15 protein-coding genes and 2 pseudogenes are annotated in these 16,602 nt (G+C 62.2%); 11 read left to right on the top strand and 6 right to left on the bottom strand.

The window, feature by feature from the left end; translation table 11 throughout:
• The first annotated feature begins 54 nt into the window (after window positions 1-54).
• Together wecB and wecC are read left to right on the top strand one after the other, a co-directional pair.
• Window positions 55-1,185 carry a non-hydrolyzing UDP-N-acetylglucosamine 2-epimerase gene (wecB, locus tag CVN68_RS21995; protein WP_100284089.1) on the top strand — a complete coding sequence of 377 codons (1,131 nt, stop codon included), beginning with the start codon at window positions 55-57 and terminating at the stop codon, window positions 1,183-1,185.
• Window positions 1,169-2,464: a UDP-N-acetyl-D-mannosamine dehydrogenase gene (gene wecC, locus CVN68_RS21990; protein WP_100284088.1), complete on the top strand. Its 1,296-nt coding sequence runs from the start codon at window positions 1,169-1,171 to the stop codon at window positions 2,462-2,464. The genes wecB and wecC overlap by 17 nt, the downstream gene beginning before the upstream one ends.
• A gap of 9 nt (window positions 2,465-2,473) precedes the next feature.
• Here wecC and CVN68_RS21985 read toward each other — a convergent pair whose 3' ends face one another.
• Both CVN68_RS21985 and CVN68_RS24510 read right to left on the bottom strand, forming a co-directional pair.
• Window positions 2,474-3,175, bottom strand: coding sequence for a M48 family metallopeptidase (locus tag CVN68_RS21985; protein WP_158299031.1), 702 nt, complete (start codon window positions 3,173-3,175; stop codon window positions 2,474-2,476).
• A gap of 12 nt (window positions 3,176-3,187) precedes the next feature.
• A pseudogene (locus CVN68_RS24510) lies at window positions 3,188-3,475 on the bottom strand (peptidase M48 family protein); the annotation flags it as partial.
• A 432-nt stretch (window positions 3,476-3,907) separates the two neighbouring features.
• Here CVN68_RS24510 and CVN68_RS21980 point away from each other — a divergent pair.
• The 4 genes from CVN68_RS21980 (at window position 3,908) to CVN68_RS21965 (ending at window position 7,444) form a co-directional block, all read left to right on the top strand.
• Window positions 3,908-4,090, top strand: a complete 183-nt coding sequence (locus tag CVN68_RS21980) for a hypothetical protein (RefSeq protein ID WP_100284086.1) — start codon at window positions 3,908-3,910, stop codon at window positions 4,088-4,090.
• A gap of 227 nt (window positions 4,091-4,317) precedes the next feature.
• Window positions 4,318-5,031 (top strand): FkbM family methyltransferase, encoded by a 714-nt coding sequence (locus CVN68_RS21975; protein ID WP_100284085.1) that lies wholly within the window; start codon window positions 4,318-4,320, stop codon window positions 5,029-5,031.
• A gap of 125 nt (window positions 5,032-5,156) precedes the next feature.
• Window positions 5,157-5,942 carry a class I SAM-dependent methyltransferase gene (locus tag CVN68_RS21970; protein ID WP_158299030.1) on the top strand — a complete coding sequence of 262 codons (786 nt, stop codon included), beginning with the start codon at window positions 5,157-5,159 and terminating at the stop codon, window positions 5,940-5,942.
• Window positions 5,939-7,444, top strand: a complete 1,506-nt coding sequence (locus CVN68_RS21965) for a lipopolysaccharide biosynthesis protein (RefSeq protein ID WP_100284083.1) — start codon at window positions 5,939-5,941, stop codon at window positions 7,442-7,444. Before CVN68_RS21970 ends, CVN68_RS21965 begins: the two co-directional genes overlap by 4 nt.
• 9 nt (window positions 7,445-7,453) lie before the next feature.
• On the opposite strand, the pseudogene CVN68_RS21960 reads toward CVN68_RS21965, so the two are convergent.
• The 4 genes and pseudogenes from CVN68_RS21960 to CVN68_RS21945 form a co-directional block, all read right to left on the bottom strand.
• Window positions 7,454-8,165: pseudogene (locus tag CVN68_RS21960) on the bottom strand (IS5 family transposase).
• Window positions 8,166-8,203: 38 nt separating this feature from the next.
• The gene (locus CVN68_RS21955) at window positions 8,204-9,454 is read right to left on the bottom strand and encodes an EpsG family protein (RefSeq protein WP_100284082.1); all 1,251 of its coding nucleotides are present in this window, start codon (window positions 9,452-9,454) and stop codon (window positions 8,204-8,206) included.
• Window positions 9,436-10,287: a glycosyltransferase family 2 protein gene (locus CVN68_RS21950; protein ID WP_158299029.1), complete on the bottom strand. Its 852-nt coding sequence runs from the start codon at window positions 10,285-10,287 to the stop codon at window positions 9,436-9,438. Before CVN68_RS21950 ends, CVN68_RS21955 begins: the two co-directional genes overlap by 19 nt.
• Window positions 10,284-11,030 (bottom strand): WecB/TagA/CpsF family glycosyltransferase, encoded by a 747-nt coding sequence (locus tag CVN68_RS21945; protein WP_100284080.1) that lies wholly within the window; start codon window positions 11,028-11,030, stop codon window positions 10,284-10,286. The genes CVN68_RS21950 and CVN68_RS21945 overlap by 4 nt, the downstream gene beginning before the upstream one ends.
• Window positions 11,031-11,168: 138 nt before the next feature.
• On the opposite strand from CVN68_RS21945, the gene CVN68_RS21940 reads away from it, so the two are divergent.
• The 5 genes from CVN68_RS21940 to CVN68_RS21920 are packed head-to-tail and all read left to right on the top strand — an operon-like array spanning window position 11,169 to window position 16,590.
• A complete protein-coding gene (locus tag CVN68_RS21940) occupies window positions 11,169-12,056 on the top strand; it encodes a glycosyltransferase (protein WP_158299028.1) in 888 nt (295 codons plus the stop codon).
• Entirely contained in the window at window positions 12,053-12,904 is an 852-nt protein-coding gene (locus tag CVN68_RS21935) for a methyltransferase, TIGR04325 family (RefSeq protein WP_100284078.1), read from the top strand. Before CVN68_RS21940 ends, CVN68_RS21935 begins: the two co-directional genes overlap by 4 nt.
• 21 nt (window positions 12,905-12,925) lie before the next feature.
• Window positions 12,926-13,999: a dTDP-glucose 4,6-dehydratase gene (gene rfbB / locus CVN68_RS21930; protein WP_100284077.1), complete on the top strand. Its 1,074-nt coding sequence runs from the start codon at window positions 12,926-12,928 to the stop codon at window positions 13,997-13,999.
• Window positions 13,996-14,871: a glucose-1-phosphate thymidylyltransferase RfbA gene (gene rfbA / locus CVN68_RS21925; RefSeq protein WP_100284076.1), complete on the top strand. Its 876-nt coding sequence runs from the start codon at window positions 13,996-13,998 to the stop codon at window positions 14,869-14,871. Before rfbB ends, rfbA begins: the two co-directional genes overlap by 4 nt.
• A gap of 45 nt (window positions 14,872-14,916) precedes the next feature.
• A complete protein-coding gene (locus tag CVN68_RS21920) occupies window positions 14,917-16,590 on the top strand; it encodes a pectate lyase family protein (protein WP_158299027.1) in 1,674 nt (557 codons plus the stop codon).
• Window positions 16,591-16,602: the final 12 nt, after the last annotated feature.

Below are 16,602 nucleotides of genomic sequence, written 5' to 3'. Positions count from 1 at the left end.
GATCAAGTTCGCCGCCTTATCCGGCTCTTAAGCATCGCGCATTAGGAAGGCGCCATGTCCACACCCAAGGTCCTCGTCGTGTTCGGCACCCGCCCCGAAGCGATCAAGCTCTTCCCCGTCGTCCAGGCACTCCACGCCCAAGGCGGGATGCACGTCCGCACCTGCGTCACCGCGCAGCATCGCGGGCTGCTCGATCAAGTGCTCGCAATCGCCGGAATCGTACCCGATGTGGATCTCGACGTGATGATTCCGGGCCAATCGCTCGACGAACTCACGGCGCGGCTGCTCACCGGACTAGGCAGGGTGCTCGATGCCGAGAATCCGGACCGTGTCCTCGTCCAGGGCGATACCGCCACTGCGATGGTCGGCGCGCTCGTCGCTTATTATCGCAAGGTGCCGGTGGGCCATGTCGAGGCGGGGCTGCGCTCGGGCGACATCTACCAGCCCTGGCCCGAGGAAGTGAACCGCCGGATCGTCGCGCCGATCGCCGACCAGCATTTCGCCCCCACCGAAACCGCCGCCGAGGCGCTGCGCCGCGAGAACATCGACTCGGCTTCGATCCACGTGACCGGCAACACGGTGATCGACGCGCTCCACGCCACGCGCGACCGGATCGCCGCCGATCCGTCGCTCGCGGCCGGCCTCGACGCGATCGCCGAACGCTTCGCCGGCAAACGCCTGATCCTCGTCACGACGCATCGCCGTGAGAATTTCGGCGACGGCATGGCGGGAATCGCCGATGCGATCGCCCGGATCGCCGCGCGGCCGGACACCGCGGTGCTCTTCCCGATGCATCCCAATCCCAACGTGGTCTCGGTGATGGACCGCGTGCTCGGCGACCGGCCGAATATCTGCCGGATCGATCCACTCGACTATCCGCACTTCATCCGCGCACTCGGCATGGCGGAAATCGTGCTGAGCGATTCGGGCGGGGTGCAGGAGGAAGCACCCGCGCTGGGCAAGCCCGTGCTCGTCATGCGCGAGACCACCGAGCGTCCCGAAGGCGTCGCCGCAGGCACCGCGAAGCTCGTCGGCACCGATCCCGAGCGGATCGTTTCCGAAATCTCAACCCTCCTCGACGTACCCCAGGCCTATTCTGCCATGGCACGCGCCCACAATCCGTTCGGCGACGGCCATGCCGCAGAGAGAATTGCGGGGATCGTCGCACATGGTTTCGGACTCTGAGCTCAAGGTCGCTGTTCTCGGCCTGGGCTATATCGGCCTTCCCACCGCCGCGGTGATCGCGCGCACCGGCGCGCAGGTGCTGGGCGTCGACGTCCATCAATCGGTGGTCGACACGGTCAATTCGGGCAAGGTGCACATCGAGGAGATCGACCTCGACGGCCTCGTCTCCGGTGTGGTCGCGCGTGGCAAACTGCGCGCCTCGCTGCAGATCGAACCCTCCGACGTGTTCGTCATCGCCGTTCCCACACCCTTCGACGATGACCATGCGCCCGATATCGGCTATGTCCTCAAGGCAGCGACGAATATTGCGATCGTGCTCAAGCCCGGCGACGTCGTCATCCTCGAATCGACCTCCCCGGTGGGCACCACCGAAAAGGTCGCCGAGCTGCTCGCACAGCTTAGAACCGATCTAAAGATTCCCGGCCATTGCACTGGTAGTGCCGATGTTGCGATCGCTTATTGCCCCGAACGCGTGCTGCCGGGGCGGATCCTCGTCGAGCTGATCGACAATGATCGCGTCATCGGCGGCGTGACGCCGCGATGCGCGCGGAAAGCGCTGCAATTCTATCGGCGTTTCGTCCGCGGCGCCTGTGTCACCACCACCGCCAAAGCGGCCGAGATGACCAAGCTCGCCGAGAACGCGTTCCGCGACGTCAACATCGCCTTCGCAAACGAATTGTCGCTTGTCGCCGATCGGATGGGCGTCGACGTCTGGGAAGTCATCCGTCTCGCCAATCGTCACCCGCGAGTGAATATCCTCTCGCCGGGGCCAGGCGTCGGTGGCCATTGCATCGCTGTGGATCCCTGGTTCCTCGTCAGCGCCGCCCCCGAGCAGACTCCGCTGATCCGCACCGCGCGCGAAGTGAACGACGGCAAGATCGAGCATGTGATCGCCCGCGCCTCGGCGATGATCGAGGCAGATCCTTCGATCCGCGTCGCCTGTCTCGGCCTCGCCTTCAAGGCCAATATCGACGATTTCCGCGAGAGCCCGGCGTTGAAAGTCGCGCTCGTGCTGGCACAGCGCTTCGGCGATCGCGTCGCGATTGTCGAGCCATATGCGTCCGCGTTGCCTGCCGCCTTCGCCGACACCGCGGCCAGGCTGATCGACGTCGATACGGCGATCGAGACCTGCGGCAGCTTCGTCGTGCTCGTCGATCACGACGTGTTCCGCTCGATCCCGCTCGACGAGCGAGCCGACAAGCAGGTCTATGATACGCGCGGCATCTGGCCCGACCAGCCCGTCACCAACCGTGGCGAAGCTCTTCGGCTGGCCAGCTGATCCGCCACCTCAACGGTGCCGAACGATTAGTGCCTGCCATTCACCGGTGAGCGGCTGGTCACGTTCACCGAGCCAGACGGGAATGACCGGCCGCACCGATAGCTTCTCCATGCGGGCAATCTCGCCTTCGAGCGTCGCGACCCGATCGCGCCAGTGCGGGTGTGAGCGACTGCGGAAGATGCCCCCGGCCTTGCTCGGTCCGAAGCTGCGCCAGAATGCGATCGACGCGCCCGGCGGATATCCGGCGTTCGCCAGCAGATAGACCGACAGGAGATCGGCGCGGAGCTCGGTCTCGCGAAAATATTTCACATTGGCGCCGAACCCCGAAAGCAGGCCGAAATCCACCCCGCGGGCTTCCAACCGCTCCCGGTGATGCAGGATGTTGTGGGAGAATTCGTGGGCAACCGCGGCAGCAACCTGCTCTTCGCTATAGGTATCGAGAAAGCGCGCGCTGATCTGGACCATCGTCCCGTCGGCCGAGGCATTATAGTCCCGCGCGATCCGGAGCTCGAACCGGCTCCGGCACGCCGGCAACGGTTGGACGACGACCTTCACCATCTCGCCTGCCCGGAGCGCCTGAATCTCGATGGGCTGACCCTGCGGGAGCGCGGCTATTGCCAGTTGCGTAGCAACGAGCCGCTGGGTCGTCCCGCTCTTTCCCGCAATCGCTGCGATGTCGACGTTTCCGACATGCAGGAGCGAATCGTCCACATGAAGACCCGCGCGCTCGGCTGGACTCCCCGGAAATATGCCTTCGACAGCAACCGCTGACGCAAATCCAAAGTGCTTTCGCGCCGCATCGCGAGACGAATCATCGAACTGGTCGAGCGTGTGGAGCTGAAAACCTAGCCCGGGCTCGAGGCGGTCGCAGAGCGCGGCGTTGGCAGTGGCCAGCTTCCAGCCGATTCGCCCCAGATCCAGATCTGCCTTTCTGACGGCCTCGAAGACATCCGCCGCCTGCTTCGCCTCTGCCGCCGCGGCTACGGCGCCAAAACACGACGCCGCCGCCATTGCCCAGACGAGGAACCTGCAAACATATCGAGCCGTGTAGCGGAGGAGGCATGCCATACCCCCTTTAGTCACGCTCCGTCGGTTCCCGCAATCGACAGGTCCGCCGCGTGCCCCGCCCGCGCAACAGCCGCTTGGGGCATTCAGAACATTCGGGTCATCCTACGTTAACCCCCTTGGCACTAATGCTGCAGCGCGTTATGAAAGTGCGTGTGCTCGCGACACGGGTCGTGCATCGTGAGCAGAGAGTTCGGGCCAACCGAACCAGTGTTGCGTTCGAGCAACGGCATCGCTAAGTTTGTCGTGAGCTTGGATTTTGAGGTGTTGCTGTCAGCGGGCTCCTATGTCATAGGGTCGGCTGACGAGAGCACCGGAGCTCGAAGAGGGAGTAGAATAATGTTGTCAAAGCTTCTTACGGCGGCTGCGGTCGTTACAATGGCCGCCACCCCGGTTGTGGCGGCTCCGGCCTCCAAGCTGTCGCTTTCGCGCGCCTCGACGGCGAGCGAAAAGGATAGCGATCTGGCCCCGGCCGTGATCATCGGCGTGCTCGCCACTGCCGCAATCATCGGCGGCGCTATTGCGCTCGCCAACAACGACGACGATCCCGACAGCCCCTAGTCTGTTCGGATTTTCCGGAATTAGAAGTGACGGCCCCTTCGGGCCGTCACTTTTTTATTGCGTCCGGTATTCAGCCGATCGAGCCTGCGCCGACGTCGAGGTTCTGCAAACGGAATCGTGGTGGCTTCATGTCGATTGAGGCACCCTTCGGGGTGCCTTGTATCTCGACCGGTCGCTAGCTACAGCGTCTGCGACAGGCGCTCGATTTGCCAAGGATAAGTGACACGATGACTTTGAAGAGTGCCGCGCGCAATTTCGCAGAGAAATTCGGTCTTCACGTTATCAGGCAATCGCAAAACCCGCTTCATCACTATCTTGGGCTCGGCGATTTCCCTTTCACGACGATCTTCGATATCGGCGCAAACGAAGGTCAATTCGCGCGAGAAGCTCGTCGTCGCTTCCCTTCGAGCAAACTATATTGTTTCGAGCCGGTGGACGCCGCTTATGCGAAGCTCAAAAGCTGGTGCGATGCCGACGGCAACGCCGTTCCGGTTCATATTGCCTTAGGTGATTCTGCTGGGTCGGTCGAGATGGCGGTTCATCCACATCATACACCATCCTCTTCGTTGCTTAAGACAACGGATATTTCGCACGATCTGTATCCGGTAACCAAGGATCAGTCTTCACAGTCTGTGGAGATTCAGCGCCTCGATGACTTCGTTTCAGGATTGAAGGACGATATCGGCGATAACCTGCTGTTGAAGCTGGACGTTCAGGGTTTCGAAGCCGCTGTGCTGCGCGGCGCTCCTGGCACGATCGCCCGTGCGAACGGCATCATCACCGAAATATGCCTCGAATCCCTCTACGAGGGTCAGAGCACCTTCGAGGAGGTCCTGGATTTGGCGCGCGCCGGTGGCATGAGCTACTCCGGAAACCTCAACCAGGTTTATGGCGAGGGTGGAAAAGTCTTGTACATTGACGCAGTCTTTCTTCGCCAATGACCCCTCGACAAGCGTCGACAGCCAATTGCCCTAGCTGCGATTCGGATCGTCGAAAACTGCTCGGACCGATACCCGCTGCTGTCGAATTTGCCGGCACCCCCGTCGATCCTATCCCCGGAGGCCAGTTGTGGCAGTGCCTCGGCTGCAGCCTCTGGTATCGCGCACCCAGCCTGTCGAAGGCGCAACTTGATAAGTTATATGATACCGGCACCGCCGAGGCGTGGGAAACGCCGCTCGAGGAACGCGTTGATTGGAGTCTAGCCAAGTCGGCTTTGCCAGAATCTGGAAAGATTCTCGACCTTGGATGCTATGACGGCCGGTTTCTGGAGAGCATTGGAGAGCGTTGGGATCGTTACGGCATCGAAGTGAATCGGGCCGCTGCCACGCGCGCGGGCGAGAGTGGCGTGAAAATAGTCGGCCACGATTTCACGGCGCTCGCGGACAATCCCGCGTCATTCGATGCGATCACCGCCTTCGACATCTTCGAACATGTTTCCGACCCCCTCGCGTTGCTCCACGCATGCAGCGAATCGCTGCGACCCGGGGGCAAACTCATCGTCGCCACCGGCAACACCGATTCGTTTCCGTTCCGCTTGCTCAAGTCGCGCAATGCCTACTGCATCTGCGCGGAGCACCTCGTATTCTTGAATCCGAGCTGGTGTGATGCCGCCGCCGGGAAGACGGGTCTGATAGTCGAGAGCATTGTCCGGTATCGCCGCGCCACTGGTGGCCCGGCCCGGCGCGCCCTCGATTCGTTGAAGAACGTTCTCTTCATCGCCGCGCCTTGGCTAATATCCTCGCTGCGGCGCATCCGTGGAAAGGTTTCTCACGAAGAGAAGCTGGGATATCCGGTCCTCTGGCCCACCGCGATGGACCATTTCCTGGTACAGTTTACCCGAGAGACCGAATGAGCCTCGGCATACTCGGCCGAAACGCAGCCTTTTCGGTTGCTCAGGTCGGCATATCAGCGGTTCTGCTGTTTGCACTGTATCGCGTACTTATCCATTTCATCACGATCGCGGACGTCGGTTTGTGGTCGCTGGTAATGGCCAGCACCTCGGTCGCCCGTCTTTCGGAAATGGGGCTTGGCGGCGGTGTCGTGCGCTTCGTGGCCGCCGATCTGGGCCGCGGAGATGGCCGCAAGGCTGCCGTGACTATCGGTATGTCGCTCGCGCTCGTCACCGGAATGATCTTGCTCGCGTCGGCACTCCTCTATCCTATTTTTCAGATTGGGCTCGAGAAAGCCCTTCCTCAGGAGATGCTACCCAACGGCCTGGTTCTGCTGCGCTACGCCGTCGCCTCCCTCGTGCTGACGACGATTGCGAACGTGTTCCTCAGCGCACTGGACGGGATGCAGCGCATGGACCTGCGCGCAACGACGCAATTGGGCGGTTCGATCGTCCAACTCGTTGCAGCGCTCGTCCTGGTGCCGGCGCATGGAGTGTTGGGTCTTGGTCCGGTTCAGATCATCACCGCTTGTTTTACGCTTGTCGTCGCCGCCGTGATCGCAATCCGCCAGATACGTCAACCGCTTGCCGCCTGGTGGACATGGGATCGGAAGCGGGCGCGCGAACTGGTCAAATACGGTGGCGGCTTGCAGGTAGCGGCGGTGGGCCAGTTGCTGTTCGATCCCACCGTGAAAGTGCTGCTCACCTATTTCGGTGGACTGGCCTTTACCGGCTATTATGAAATGGCGAACCGGATGATGCTGCAGTTCCGGTCCATGATCGTCTCGGCGTACAACGCGCTGGTTCCGTTCGTCGCCGGACGTCTCGAAACCTCTTCCGACCGGCACGGGGACGTGCGCCGCGTATATATCCAGTCGTTCAGGTTCCTGTTCGTGACGGCATTCGCTTATTACGGCGTGATCGGTGCAGCCCTGCCGTTTGTACTCACGCTCTGGCTCGGGCATTTCGAGCCTGCCTTCCTGGCGATCGCTACGCTTTGCTGGCTCGGCTGGTGGGCAAATACGATGGTGGGGCCCTCTTACTTTCTCTATCTGGCAGTCGGCCGCCTACGCTGGGCGGTCACGGCCCAGTTGACGATAGGCGTGCTCAACCTGATCTTCGCTTGGGCTCTAGGCCTGGCATTCGGCGGAGCGGGTGTCCTGATCGGCTCGGCGCTTGGCCTTGCGCTTGGAGGAGGCGTGACACTGATTGCGTTTCACCTCGAACATCACATTTCGCTGCGAGATTGCATCCCGTTCGAAGCGCTCCCGCTTGCTTCGGCCATGCTTGTCGGCGCTACGGCTTGCATCGCGTTTGCCATCCATCTCACGGCTCCCACGCTCATTCAGTTCGCCGCGGGCCCCGCCCTTGTCGGCATCGTCGCCGCTGCCATGCTTTGGCATCAACCGGTATATCGCGCGTTGTGGACACGCATGCGGGCGATCCTTCCCAGATCGGCGAGCTAGGTTGGGGACTCATTTGACCCACTCGGTAACGGCGGCGACGAGAGCGATGGCGGCGAGGTAATTTGCGGCGTGTCGATCGTATCGGGTGGCGATGCGTCGCCAGTTCTTGAGGCGGCAGAACAGGCGCTCGATGACGTTTCTGCGTCGATAGATGCGTTTGTCGAGGGGGTATGGCTTTCGGCGGGATGCGGTGGAGGGGATACCGGCCTTGATGCGGTGTCGTCTGAGCCAGTTGCGCAGACTGCCGGCATCATAGGCCTTGTCGGCGAGCAGTCTGGGGGCGGGTCTGGCGGCCTCCAGCAGCGGGATCGCCATCGAGATGTCGGCAATGTTGCCGGGTGTCAGCGCGAGGGCGACCGGTCTGCCGCGATCATCGGCCAGGCAGTGGATCTTGCAGGTCCTGCCACCGCGCGAGTGGCCGATCGCTTCTTGCCACTCCCCCTTTTTGAGCCTGCTGCCGAGCGGTGTGCCTTGACGTGACTGCTGTCGATCGACAGTTCGTCGGCACCGGCCCAGCCGCTGCGATCTTCTCGAACAATCTTTGCCAGATGCCCTGCCCGGCCCAGCAACTGTAGCTCGTCGTCGGCAGGCCATAGGCAGCCGGTCTTGAGTACATGCAAGATACCCGAGATCACCCAGCGATCATCCACGCGCGGCTTTCAGGAAGATGCGGCTCTATCTCCGCCCAGGCCTTCCTGCGGAGCGGATGCCACCAGCCCAAAACCGACGAGCGAAGCTGCGCCCGCCAAAATGCTGAATCTATCTGAGGTCGAAAAGCTGGAGCCTGGCGAGCAGATCCTCGACGCCGATGCCGACGATATCCTCCGTGGTGCCACCGTAGTCGAACACCACATTGTTCAGGCGGTAGACGAAATATCCCACGGCGAGCAGTGCGAGCACCGTACCTACGAGCGCATCCCGCTCGAGGCGCAACTGCCGCAGCAGCATGAGGAGCATGAACGGCCGAAAGAACTCGATCGCCACATAGGTCCGCAGGAACAGCAGGCTTTGGGAGGAAACGATGATGACCGCGCCCGCCAACCCAAGCGCGAAGCCGATGAAGCGCTGGAGATACGGGTCCGTTCCACGTGCAGTCGCCCAAAGGAAGGTCAGCATGACCAGCATCGCGCCGTCCAACGCGATCAGCCAGATCGGAATCGAGCCATCGTCCTTGGCGAACGCTGCCAGCCACCGCTCTGCATCGGTCGCGCCGCCGACTATAAGAATTTGCGTGCGGCTGAGATAAAAATATCCCAACAATGTGACCGCGGCGAGACCGAGCAGCGTTAGCCGCGGCCAGCGTTCGATCGCGAGTGCGGCAAGCACGGGAAGCAAGATGATCGCGTTGGCATTGTGCACGGTCGCACTCAGCAGCACGACGATCACCGCCCACCGGTCGCGGCCCTGAAAAATGAAGACAATGCTCACGCAAGCGATGGACATCGCGAGATACTGCCGCATTAGCTGGGCGGCACCGAACACGTTGATCGAGATGAGAAACGTTACCAGCAGCAGCGGTACGGCATTGGCATTCAGGATCTTGGCAACCGCGACCAAGCTGCGTGTCGCAAGATAATAAACGACGCCGATCAGCACCACGATGAAAATCAGCTTTCCGTATTCAAGCTTCGACACCACGAACACGAATAATTTGAACAGCGGCTCGGTGTCACGCACTGAGAAAATAGAGTCTTGGGTCAGCCACCCGGCGCCATATCCGCGAACGCGATCAATATAGAGCAGATAGTAATATTCGTCGCCCTCGGGCCGCTTGAACAGCGTAAATGCAACGACTGTCAGCGTTCCCAGGAGCGCGAGCATCTCGGCACGCCGCGATGGGGCGGCCAGCGCCGTTGCAATCAAAGTGAGCATGAGCATTCCGCCCAGCACCGACGCCCACAGCAGCGAGATGCATATCAACGCGAAACCCGCAAGCCACAGCGGGCGCGTCCTCAGCAGGATATCCGAGGGATTTGCGAGGGCCGGTGAATTCACGTCAAACTTTTCCATCGTGACAAGGCGTAGCGAGCGGCTAGCTTCACATAGGCGCCAAGGAAAGGAATCGGCCAAGAGGCCCCCGCGTGGCGCCGGTTATACAGCATCCACTCGCGCGACGGCAGCCCCTTCGGCGAGAGAACGCGCCGGACAAAGGCGCGCCAGCCGACCGGCACCGCTGGTATCAATGTTCCCGTATTGAGAGCGCAGGCACCGACATGGCCAGGTGCGAGCCACACAGGAATGCCCGCCGAACGTGCGCGAAGTCCGAGATCGATGTCGGCCAGCGCATGGGTAAATATTGGATCGAGTCCGTCGAGGCGCTCAACCGCCGCCGCGTCGAGGAGCACGCAATTGGCATTGAAGGTGGCAATCGGCACGCTGCTGTGAGCGTCTGGCTCGACGCGCGCCAGCCGCACGCCCAAGCCGGTCTCGCGCATGAACCCGCCATAGCTTGTCGCGCCATCTTCCCCGCGAACCGAACCGACCATGATGCAAGGTCGGGCCGGCGTCGCATCGGTCGCGGCGATCATGCGGTCAAGCATGTCGCGATCGAACACGACATCGTCGTTTACCAGCAAGTAGAGGGCGTGCCCGTCTTGCCGGGCGGCATCGAGGGCGAGGCGCATCCCGCCCGCCCAGAACAAGCTTCCATCCCCGGGCAAGATCTTGGCATTTGGGGTCACTGCGAGGACCGCTTCCGCCGACCCGTCGTTAGAACCGTCGTCCGTAATATAGAAGTGCAGCGGAAACGCGGAGTTCGGCTGCTCGATGAGCGTCCGGAGCATTGCCTCCGTCTTGTCACGGCGATTGTGGACAGTCAGCACAACCGCAATGGTGGACCTCACTCTCGCGCTCCCCGCAGCTTGTACGCGAGAGCAAGGAACCGCGGAGCGGAGCGGAACGTCCGGGCACCGAGCCGCCGGGGCTGCTGCATGAGCCGATAGGCCCATTCCAACCCGAGATTGCGAACGATCGAGGGAGCGCGTTTGACGCGCCCCGAGGAGAAATCGAAGGCCGCCCCCACTGCGCCCGCAACCCCGAAACTGGGACCATCCAGCATCGCCATCAACTTTTCCTGTTTGGGCGATCCGACCCCGACCCACAAGACATCCGGCTTGCAACGGTCTATCTCGTCCTGCATCGCGTTGATGTCTTCCGGCTCGAAGCGCGATTTGAACGGGGGCGCGTAGGCTGTCGCGCGAAGCCCCGGGTTCTGCTCGACCAGTTGGGCGAGCAACCGTTCGTTCCATTCGCCGACGCCACCCAAAAGCAGCACGGATCCGCCGCGACGGCCCAGTTCGGTATTTACGGCTGTGAAAAGAGCCGGACCGGTAAGCCGCTTCAGTCGCTGGCGCAAGAAGAGACCTGCTGCGACGACAATGCCGACGCCGTCGCAAAGCCGGACATCCGCATTACGCAGCGCGGAATCGAACTCGGCGTCGTTCTGGGCAGTCTCTATCGAATGCGGATTGATGCAGACGACCCGTGTCCCGCGACGCTCTTGCGCCTGGTCCAGCAATGCCCGGGCAAGCTCGTCTGCATCGGCCTGCACGATATCAAAGCCGAAGACCAATTTACGGGCAATCATCGGGAAACATACTCTAGCGAAATAGGAGATGAGGCGCCGTAGGCGAATTTCTGCGCCTGCGCCAGAGTCGGCTGCGGCCTTGTATCACATCCAACGGTCGGTTACTCACCCGCGCCTTCCGGGGATTTTTTGCAAACCGTGACCGCCGATATCATTCTGTTCGCTTTCAAACGGGCGGACCACCTGCAACGCACGCTCGCGTCACTTGCAAGTAATGCGGAGGCATCGGCATCGTCTCTGACGATTTATTGCGATGGTGCGCGGGGTTCCGAGGATGAAGCGGGTGTAGCCGCAGTGCGTGAGGCGGCAGCAAAGGCAACCGGGTTCCGCGAAGTCCGCACGGTTTCGCGAGACGCCAATATGGGGCTCGCCGGTTCGGTCGTCGCCGGGGTGGGAGAAGCGCTCGAGCGCTCAGATCGAGTGATCGTGGTAGAGGATGATCTTCAGGTTGCCCCACATTTCCTGCGGTACATGAACGACGCCCTCGATGAATATGCCGAGGAGGAACGGGTCGCGAGCATCCACGGCTGGCGCTTTCCGACCCGCCGCGCGCTGCCTGACACCTTTTTCATCCGCGGTGCCGATTGCTGGGGCTGGGCAACCTGGCGCCGCGCATGGCCACTTTATGAACCCGATGGCTCGAAGCTTCTGGCGCAGCTGGAGGAGCGTCGCCTGACGCGCGCATTCGACCTCGACGGCAGCTACCCTTTCACCGCCATGCTCCGTGACCAGATCGCCGGGCGGAACAATTCCTGGGCCGTGCGGTGGCACGCAGCCTGCTTCCTCGCCGACCGCCTGACCCTGCACCCGGGCCGGAGCCTCGTTCACAATATAGGCAATGACGGGTCCGGCACGCATAGCCTCAAGCAAAACCGGTATGACACCGCGCTTTTCGAGGGGATACTGCCTGTCGGCGGCATCGCCATCGAGGAATCCGATGTCGGGCGGCACGCCATGGCAGAGAGCCTGCGCTCCAGCCCGCTGCGGCGCGCCGCACGCTGGTTGCGGCGCAAGGCGCGACGATGAACATCCGCGATCTCCTGCCTCCGCTGGCGAGCGAATTCCTTCGGGTCCTGCATCCGGGAACGAACACTTATGTCGGCCCCTTTTCGGACTGGAACGCCGCGCGCCGACATGCGGGTCAGTATGACGACCCCGTCCTGATCGACAACGTCGCGCGCGCCGCCAGGGCGTCGCGCGACGACCCCGCTTTGATCGATCAGGACGCAGTGCTGCTCAGAGATATGCCTCCGCCGTTTCCGCTTGTCGCGATTTTACTTGATGCATGGCGCAGGCGTGGCCACCTGCACGTTCTCGACTTTGGCGGGGCGTTGGGCACCAGCTTCCGTCGCTGCCGACCCTTCCTGCCGGCAGGAGCGATATGGACGATCGTCGAGCAGCCCGTGCTCGCGCGAATAGGCGCCGCGGAATTTGCCGACGAGACGCTCCGTTTCGAGGAGACGATAGAGGCGGCCACCACGCAGTTGCAGCCCGACGTGATCCTGCTTTCCAGCGTGCTGCAATATATCGATGATCCCGATGCCTTGCTCGACCGGCTGGCCAGCCTTTCATCGGCCTACCTTCTGCTGGAACGTACGCCCGTGACCAAAGCCCCGGACCACCGGGCCGCGGTGCAAGTCGTGCCCCGCCGCATCTATCCGGCGAGCTATCCGCTGTGGCTGCTGAGCAGGCAGCGTATCCTTTCGCGCCTTTCAGGCTGGACGTTGGTTTCCGACACCTCGTCGCCAGAAGGCCGCACCTGGACCCGGCGTCTCTTCCGCTTCGAATTTCGCGACATCCTGCTGGGGCTAGCAGGAGGCGATCGCGGCGACACGGCACCTCTTGCCATCCCCATCGGGAACGGCATTACCTGAAACCAATCGCGTGGAGCGCGCATGACCATTCTCGTCACCGGCGGTGCCGGCTTCATTGGCAGCAACTTCGTCCTCGACTGGCTGACCCAGAGCGACGAGCGTATCGTCAACCTCGACAAACTTACCTATGCTGGCTCGCGAGCGTCGCTCCTGCCGATCGACGGAGATGATCGCCATCAACTGATCGTCGCCGACATCTGCGACGAGCGTGCGGTGTCTGACCTTCTCGTCGAGCATCGGCCGCGCGCGGTGGTCCATTTTGCCGCGGAGAGCCATGTCGATCGCAGTCTCGACGATCCCGGCGTCTTCCTGCGGACGAACATCGACGGGACTTTCAACCTGCTCCGTTGCGCTCTCACTTTCTTCAGGCAGCTACCGTCGAACGAGGCAGCCAGTTTCCGCTTTCTGCACGTCAGCACCGACGAGGTATATGGAAGCCTGTCAGCGGACGAACCTGCGTTCAGCGAAAGCAATGCCTATCGCCCGAACAGTCCCTATTCGGCGAGCAAGGCCGCGTCGGACCATTTCGTCCGGGCCTGGCACCATAGCTTCGGCCTGCCTACCCTCACCACGCAATGCTCCAATAACTACGGACCTCGCCAGTTTCCAGAGAAGCTGATTCCTCTGGTGATCACCAACGCGCTGGCCGAAAAGCCGCTTCCGATATACGGCGATGGCCGGAACGTACGTGATTGGCTCCACGTCTCCGACCATTGCGACGCGCTTCGTTGCGTTCTTGCCAGCGGTACGCTTGGCGAGACGTACAATGTGGGCGGCAATAACGAACGCGCGAATATCGATCTGGTGCGCGCGATCTGCACCGCGCTTGACGAACTGCAGCCCCGTGCAGCCGGCTCATATGCCGAACTGATCACCTTCGTGAAGGATCGGCCCGGACACGACCGACGCTACGCGATCGACAACCGCAAGATTACCAGCCAACTCGGCTGGTCGCCCCGGCACACGGTGGAAAGCGGCATCCGCGCCACCATCGAGTGGTATCTGGCCAATTCGCAATGGCTAAACGCGGTGCGGTCGGAAGCGCATGAGGCCTGGCTGGACCAGCAATATAGAGAGGGCGAGAATCCCGCATGAAAACGCGCAAGGGCATCATTCTTGCCGGTGGCACCGGCAGCAGGCTCCATCCTCTTACGCTGACGGTGTCGAAGCAACTGCTTCCCGTCTACGACAAGCCCATGATCTTCTATCCGCTCAGCGTGCTGATGCTGTCTGGCCTGAGCGAGATCTTGATCATCTCCACCCCGGATCAGCTCCCCAGCTTTCGTGCCCTGCTTGGAAATGGCTCCGCGCTGGGGATACGGATCGAGTATGTCGCGCAACCGCGCCCCGATGGATTGGCGCAGGCCTTCATTCTGGGACGTGAGTTCCTCAATGGCGCTCCCGCGGCGCTGATCCTTGGCGACAACATCTTCTATGGCGACAACCTTCAGGAGATGGGCCAGCGATCAGATGGAAGGCGCGACGCGGCATCGATATTTGCCTATCATGTCGCTGAGCCCAGCCAATATGGCGTGGTCGAGTTCGATGCCGATAACAAGGTCATCAGCATCGAAGAGAAGCCCACGGTCCCGAAGAGCAATTTCGCAGCGACGGGTCTGTATTTCTTCCCCTCCGACGTGCCCGACGTCGCCGCCGCGGTGAAGCCCTCTCCGCGCGGCGAGCTGGAGATCACATCCGTGATCGCGCATTATCTCGCTCAGGGCCGACTGCATGTCGAGACGTTGGGGCGGGGCTATGCGTGGCTCGACACCGGGACGCCTGAGAGCTTGCTCGCAGCGGGCCAGTTCATCGCCATGCTCGAGGCACGACAGGGGCTGCAGGTCGGCTGCCTGGAGGAGATTTCCTATCGGGCAGGATGGATCGATGCGGAACAAGTCGCGGCTGCCGCTGCGCGATACCGCAACAGCGGCTATGGGACCTATTTGCGGTCGCTGATCGACGGGTGACCGCCTACGATCGCCGCCGCGATCCATCGTCGAGGTGAGTAACGAATGTCCGATATCTCAGACGAATTGCGGCGGTTAATGGTCTCGCGCCGTGCCGGATTACTCGCTCTCGCCGGCATTGGCGCGCCGCTGGCCGCTATCGGCGCGTCCAGACCTCCGGAGCCGGCGCCGCCGGTCCAGATCATCGAAGGCCTGATCCCGACGCTGTCGACCTTTCCTCTGGGCCAAGAGGTTGCATTAGCGGCAGGCGTACAGGCTGTGCGCACCGCCGGCTTCGCGCGGGCCGGGCTGGGATCCGCGATGTACATTGCCGACCCCGCGCTGGATGACGATGCCCTCGCGACCCGCCCGGCGTCGGTGTTTCGCGCGGGCAAACGACTTTTTCGACTTGCGGAGGCCTTCCCCACGCCCGAGATGTTCGGTGCCGTCGCCGACGGTCAGACGGACACTTGGCCGGCCTTCAAGGCCGCGATAGCGCATTGCACCCGCCATGGGGCGGTGCTGATGATTACGAGTGGAAGCTTTCTGCTTCGCCCCGCCGGGCGTGGAAGCCTGACCCTGGATTGCGATATGCGTGGCGCAGGTTTGCTATCGTCGACGCTCCTTTGCGACGTTGTCGGCCATCACGGTCCGGTTTTCACGCTCGGCAGTTATCGCCTGATCGCCGACCTGACGCTCATGGCCCGCGGCACCGCGCCCACCGCCGGGCTCGCGCTGCGCGCCGACAAGCGCGCGACCTTCAGTGGCCATATGCGCGTCGAGGGCGTTCGCATTCACGGCTTCGAGACCAATATCCTGATTTCAAATTGCTATCAATGGTCGCTCCGCGACAGCATCCTGTCGGCAGGCGGCGAAGGCCTCCTCTACGACGGCGCAGACTTCACCGCCGATAGCGACAGCGGCTATTTCAACGACGGTAGCATCGAGGGCTGCATGATCGCGGACAATCGGCGCAATCTCTGCATCGATCCCCCGAAGAAGTCGGCAAACCTGTTCATCGGCCGCGGAACCGCGATCCAGAACGCCCGCGGTACAACCGAACAGGCTCTCCTCAAGAAAATCCGACCTTTGCGCATAGAGATGCTCTATGGCGAGGGGGCGCCGCAGATCCCGTTGCTCCGCATGTCGCAATGCGACGCCACGATAGACGGTTGTTTCATGTCGGGCACCGGCGGGATCGACGTCGGAGCGGACTGGTCGAGTACGACGCTCCGTCAGGTCACCGGCGCGTCCCCAAGCGACGCCTTCGTCGCAACCGGGGGCGTCGGCCAGAGTGTGGTTGTGGAAGATAGCGACATCGCGTCCCCGCGAACGCGCATCACCAGCCGCAAACAGAGATTTAGCCGATCGACCTTGGGCGCTGAGACGCATGGCGAGCGGATCGCAGGCATGTCCTTGGCACTCTCCCCGCCGGGAAATAAGACCGCGGCGCTCCACGCCATCGACGGCGCGCAAACCCTGATCGCTCGAGACATCGCGATTCCTGCGCGCGCCGCAGCCTCTGTCGCGACCGTATCGCTGACTGCCCCGAATGGGCCCTGTGTTGCGATCGCCACGCCCGACCACGCACTGGAGGCGCTGATCTTCAGCGCGTCTGTGGGCCGCGACGGGCATGTCGTGGTGCAGGCACACAATCCGACGGACCAGATGCGTCGTATCCCGCGCGGTCTGTCTGTTACCATCGCGCTCTTCGGCTTCGAGCCTTCCCCTGCCAAATAAGCGCGCGACGAA

The sequence above is a fragment of the Sphingomonas psychrotolerans genome, from assembly GCF_002796605.1.
GTDB classification, from domain to species: Bacteria; Pseudomonadota; Alphaproteobacteria; order Sphingomonadales; family Sphingomonadaceae; genus Sphingomonas; species Sphingomonas psychrotolerans.
This window is presented reverse-complemented; position numbering and strand designations above follow the sequence as displayed.

Bases quoted from the DNA above. Each gene is read 5' to 3' on its own strand.
- CVN68_RS21965 (WP_100284083.1), top strand. From the start codon at position 5,939: ATGAGCCTCGGCATACTCGGCCGAAACGCAGCCTTTTCGGTTGCTCAG.
- wecC (WP_100284088.1), top strand. From the start codon at position 1,169: ATGGTTTCGGACTCTGAGCTCAAGGTCGCTGTTCTCGGCCTGGGCTAT.
- rfbB (WP_100284077.1), top strand. From the start codon at position 12,926: ATGACCATTCTCGTCACCGGCGGTGCCGGCTTCATTGGCAGCAACTTC.
- CVN68_RS21920 (WP_158299027.1), top strand. From the start codon at position 14,917: ATGTCCGATATCTCAGACGAATTGCGGCGGTTAATGGTCTCGCGCCGT.
- CVN68_RS21935 (WP_100284078.1), top strand. From the start codon at position 12,053: ATGAACATCCGCGATCTCCTGCCTCCGCTGGCGAGCGAATTCCTTCGG.
- CVN68_RS21945 (WP_100284080.1), bottom strand. From the start codon at position 11,030: ATGATTGCCCGTAAATTGGTCTTCGGCTTTGATATCGTGCAGGCCGAT.
- wecB (WP_100284089.1), top strand. From the start codon at position 55: ATGTCCACACCCAAGGTCCTCGTCGTGTTCGGCACCCGCCCCGAAGCG.
- CVN68_RS21980 (WP_100284086.1), top strand. From the start codon at position 3,908: ATGGCCGCCACCCCGGTTGTGGCGGCTCCGGCCTCCAAGCTGTCGCTT.
- CVN68_RS21975 (WP_100284085.1), top strand. From the start codon at position 4,318: ATGACTTTGAAGAGTGCCGCGCGCAATTTCGCAGAGAAATTCGGTCTT.
- rfbA (WP_100284076.1), top strand. From the start codon at position 13,996: ATGAAAACGCGCAAGGGCATCATTCTTGCCGGTGGCACCGGCAGCAGG.
- CVN68_RS21955 (WP_100284082.1), bottom strand. From the start codon at position 9,454: ATGGAAAAGTTTGACGTGAATTCACCGGCCCTCGCAAATCCCTCGGAT.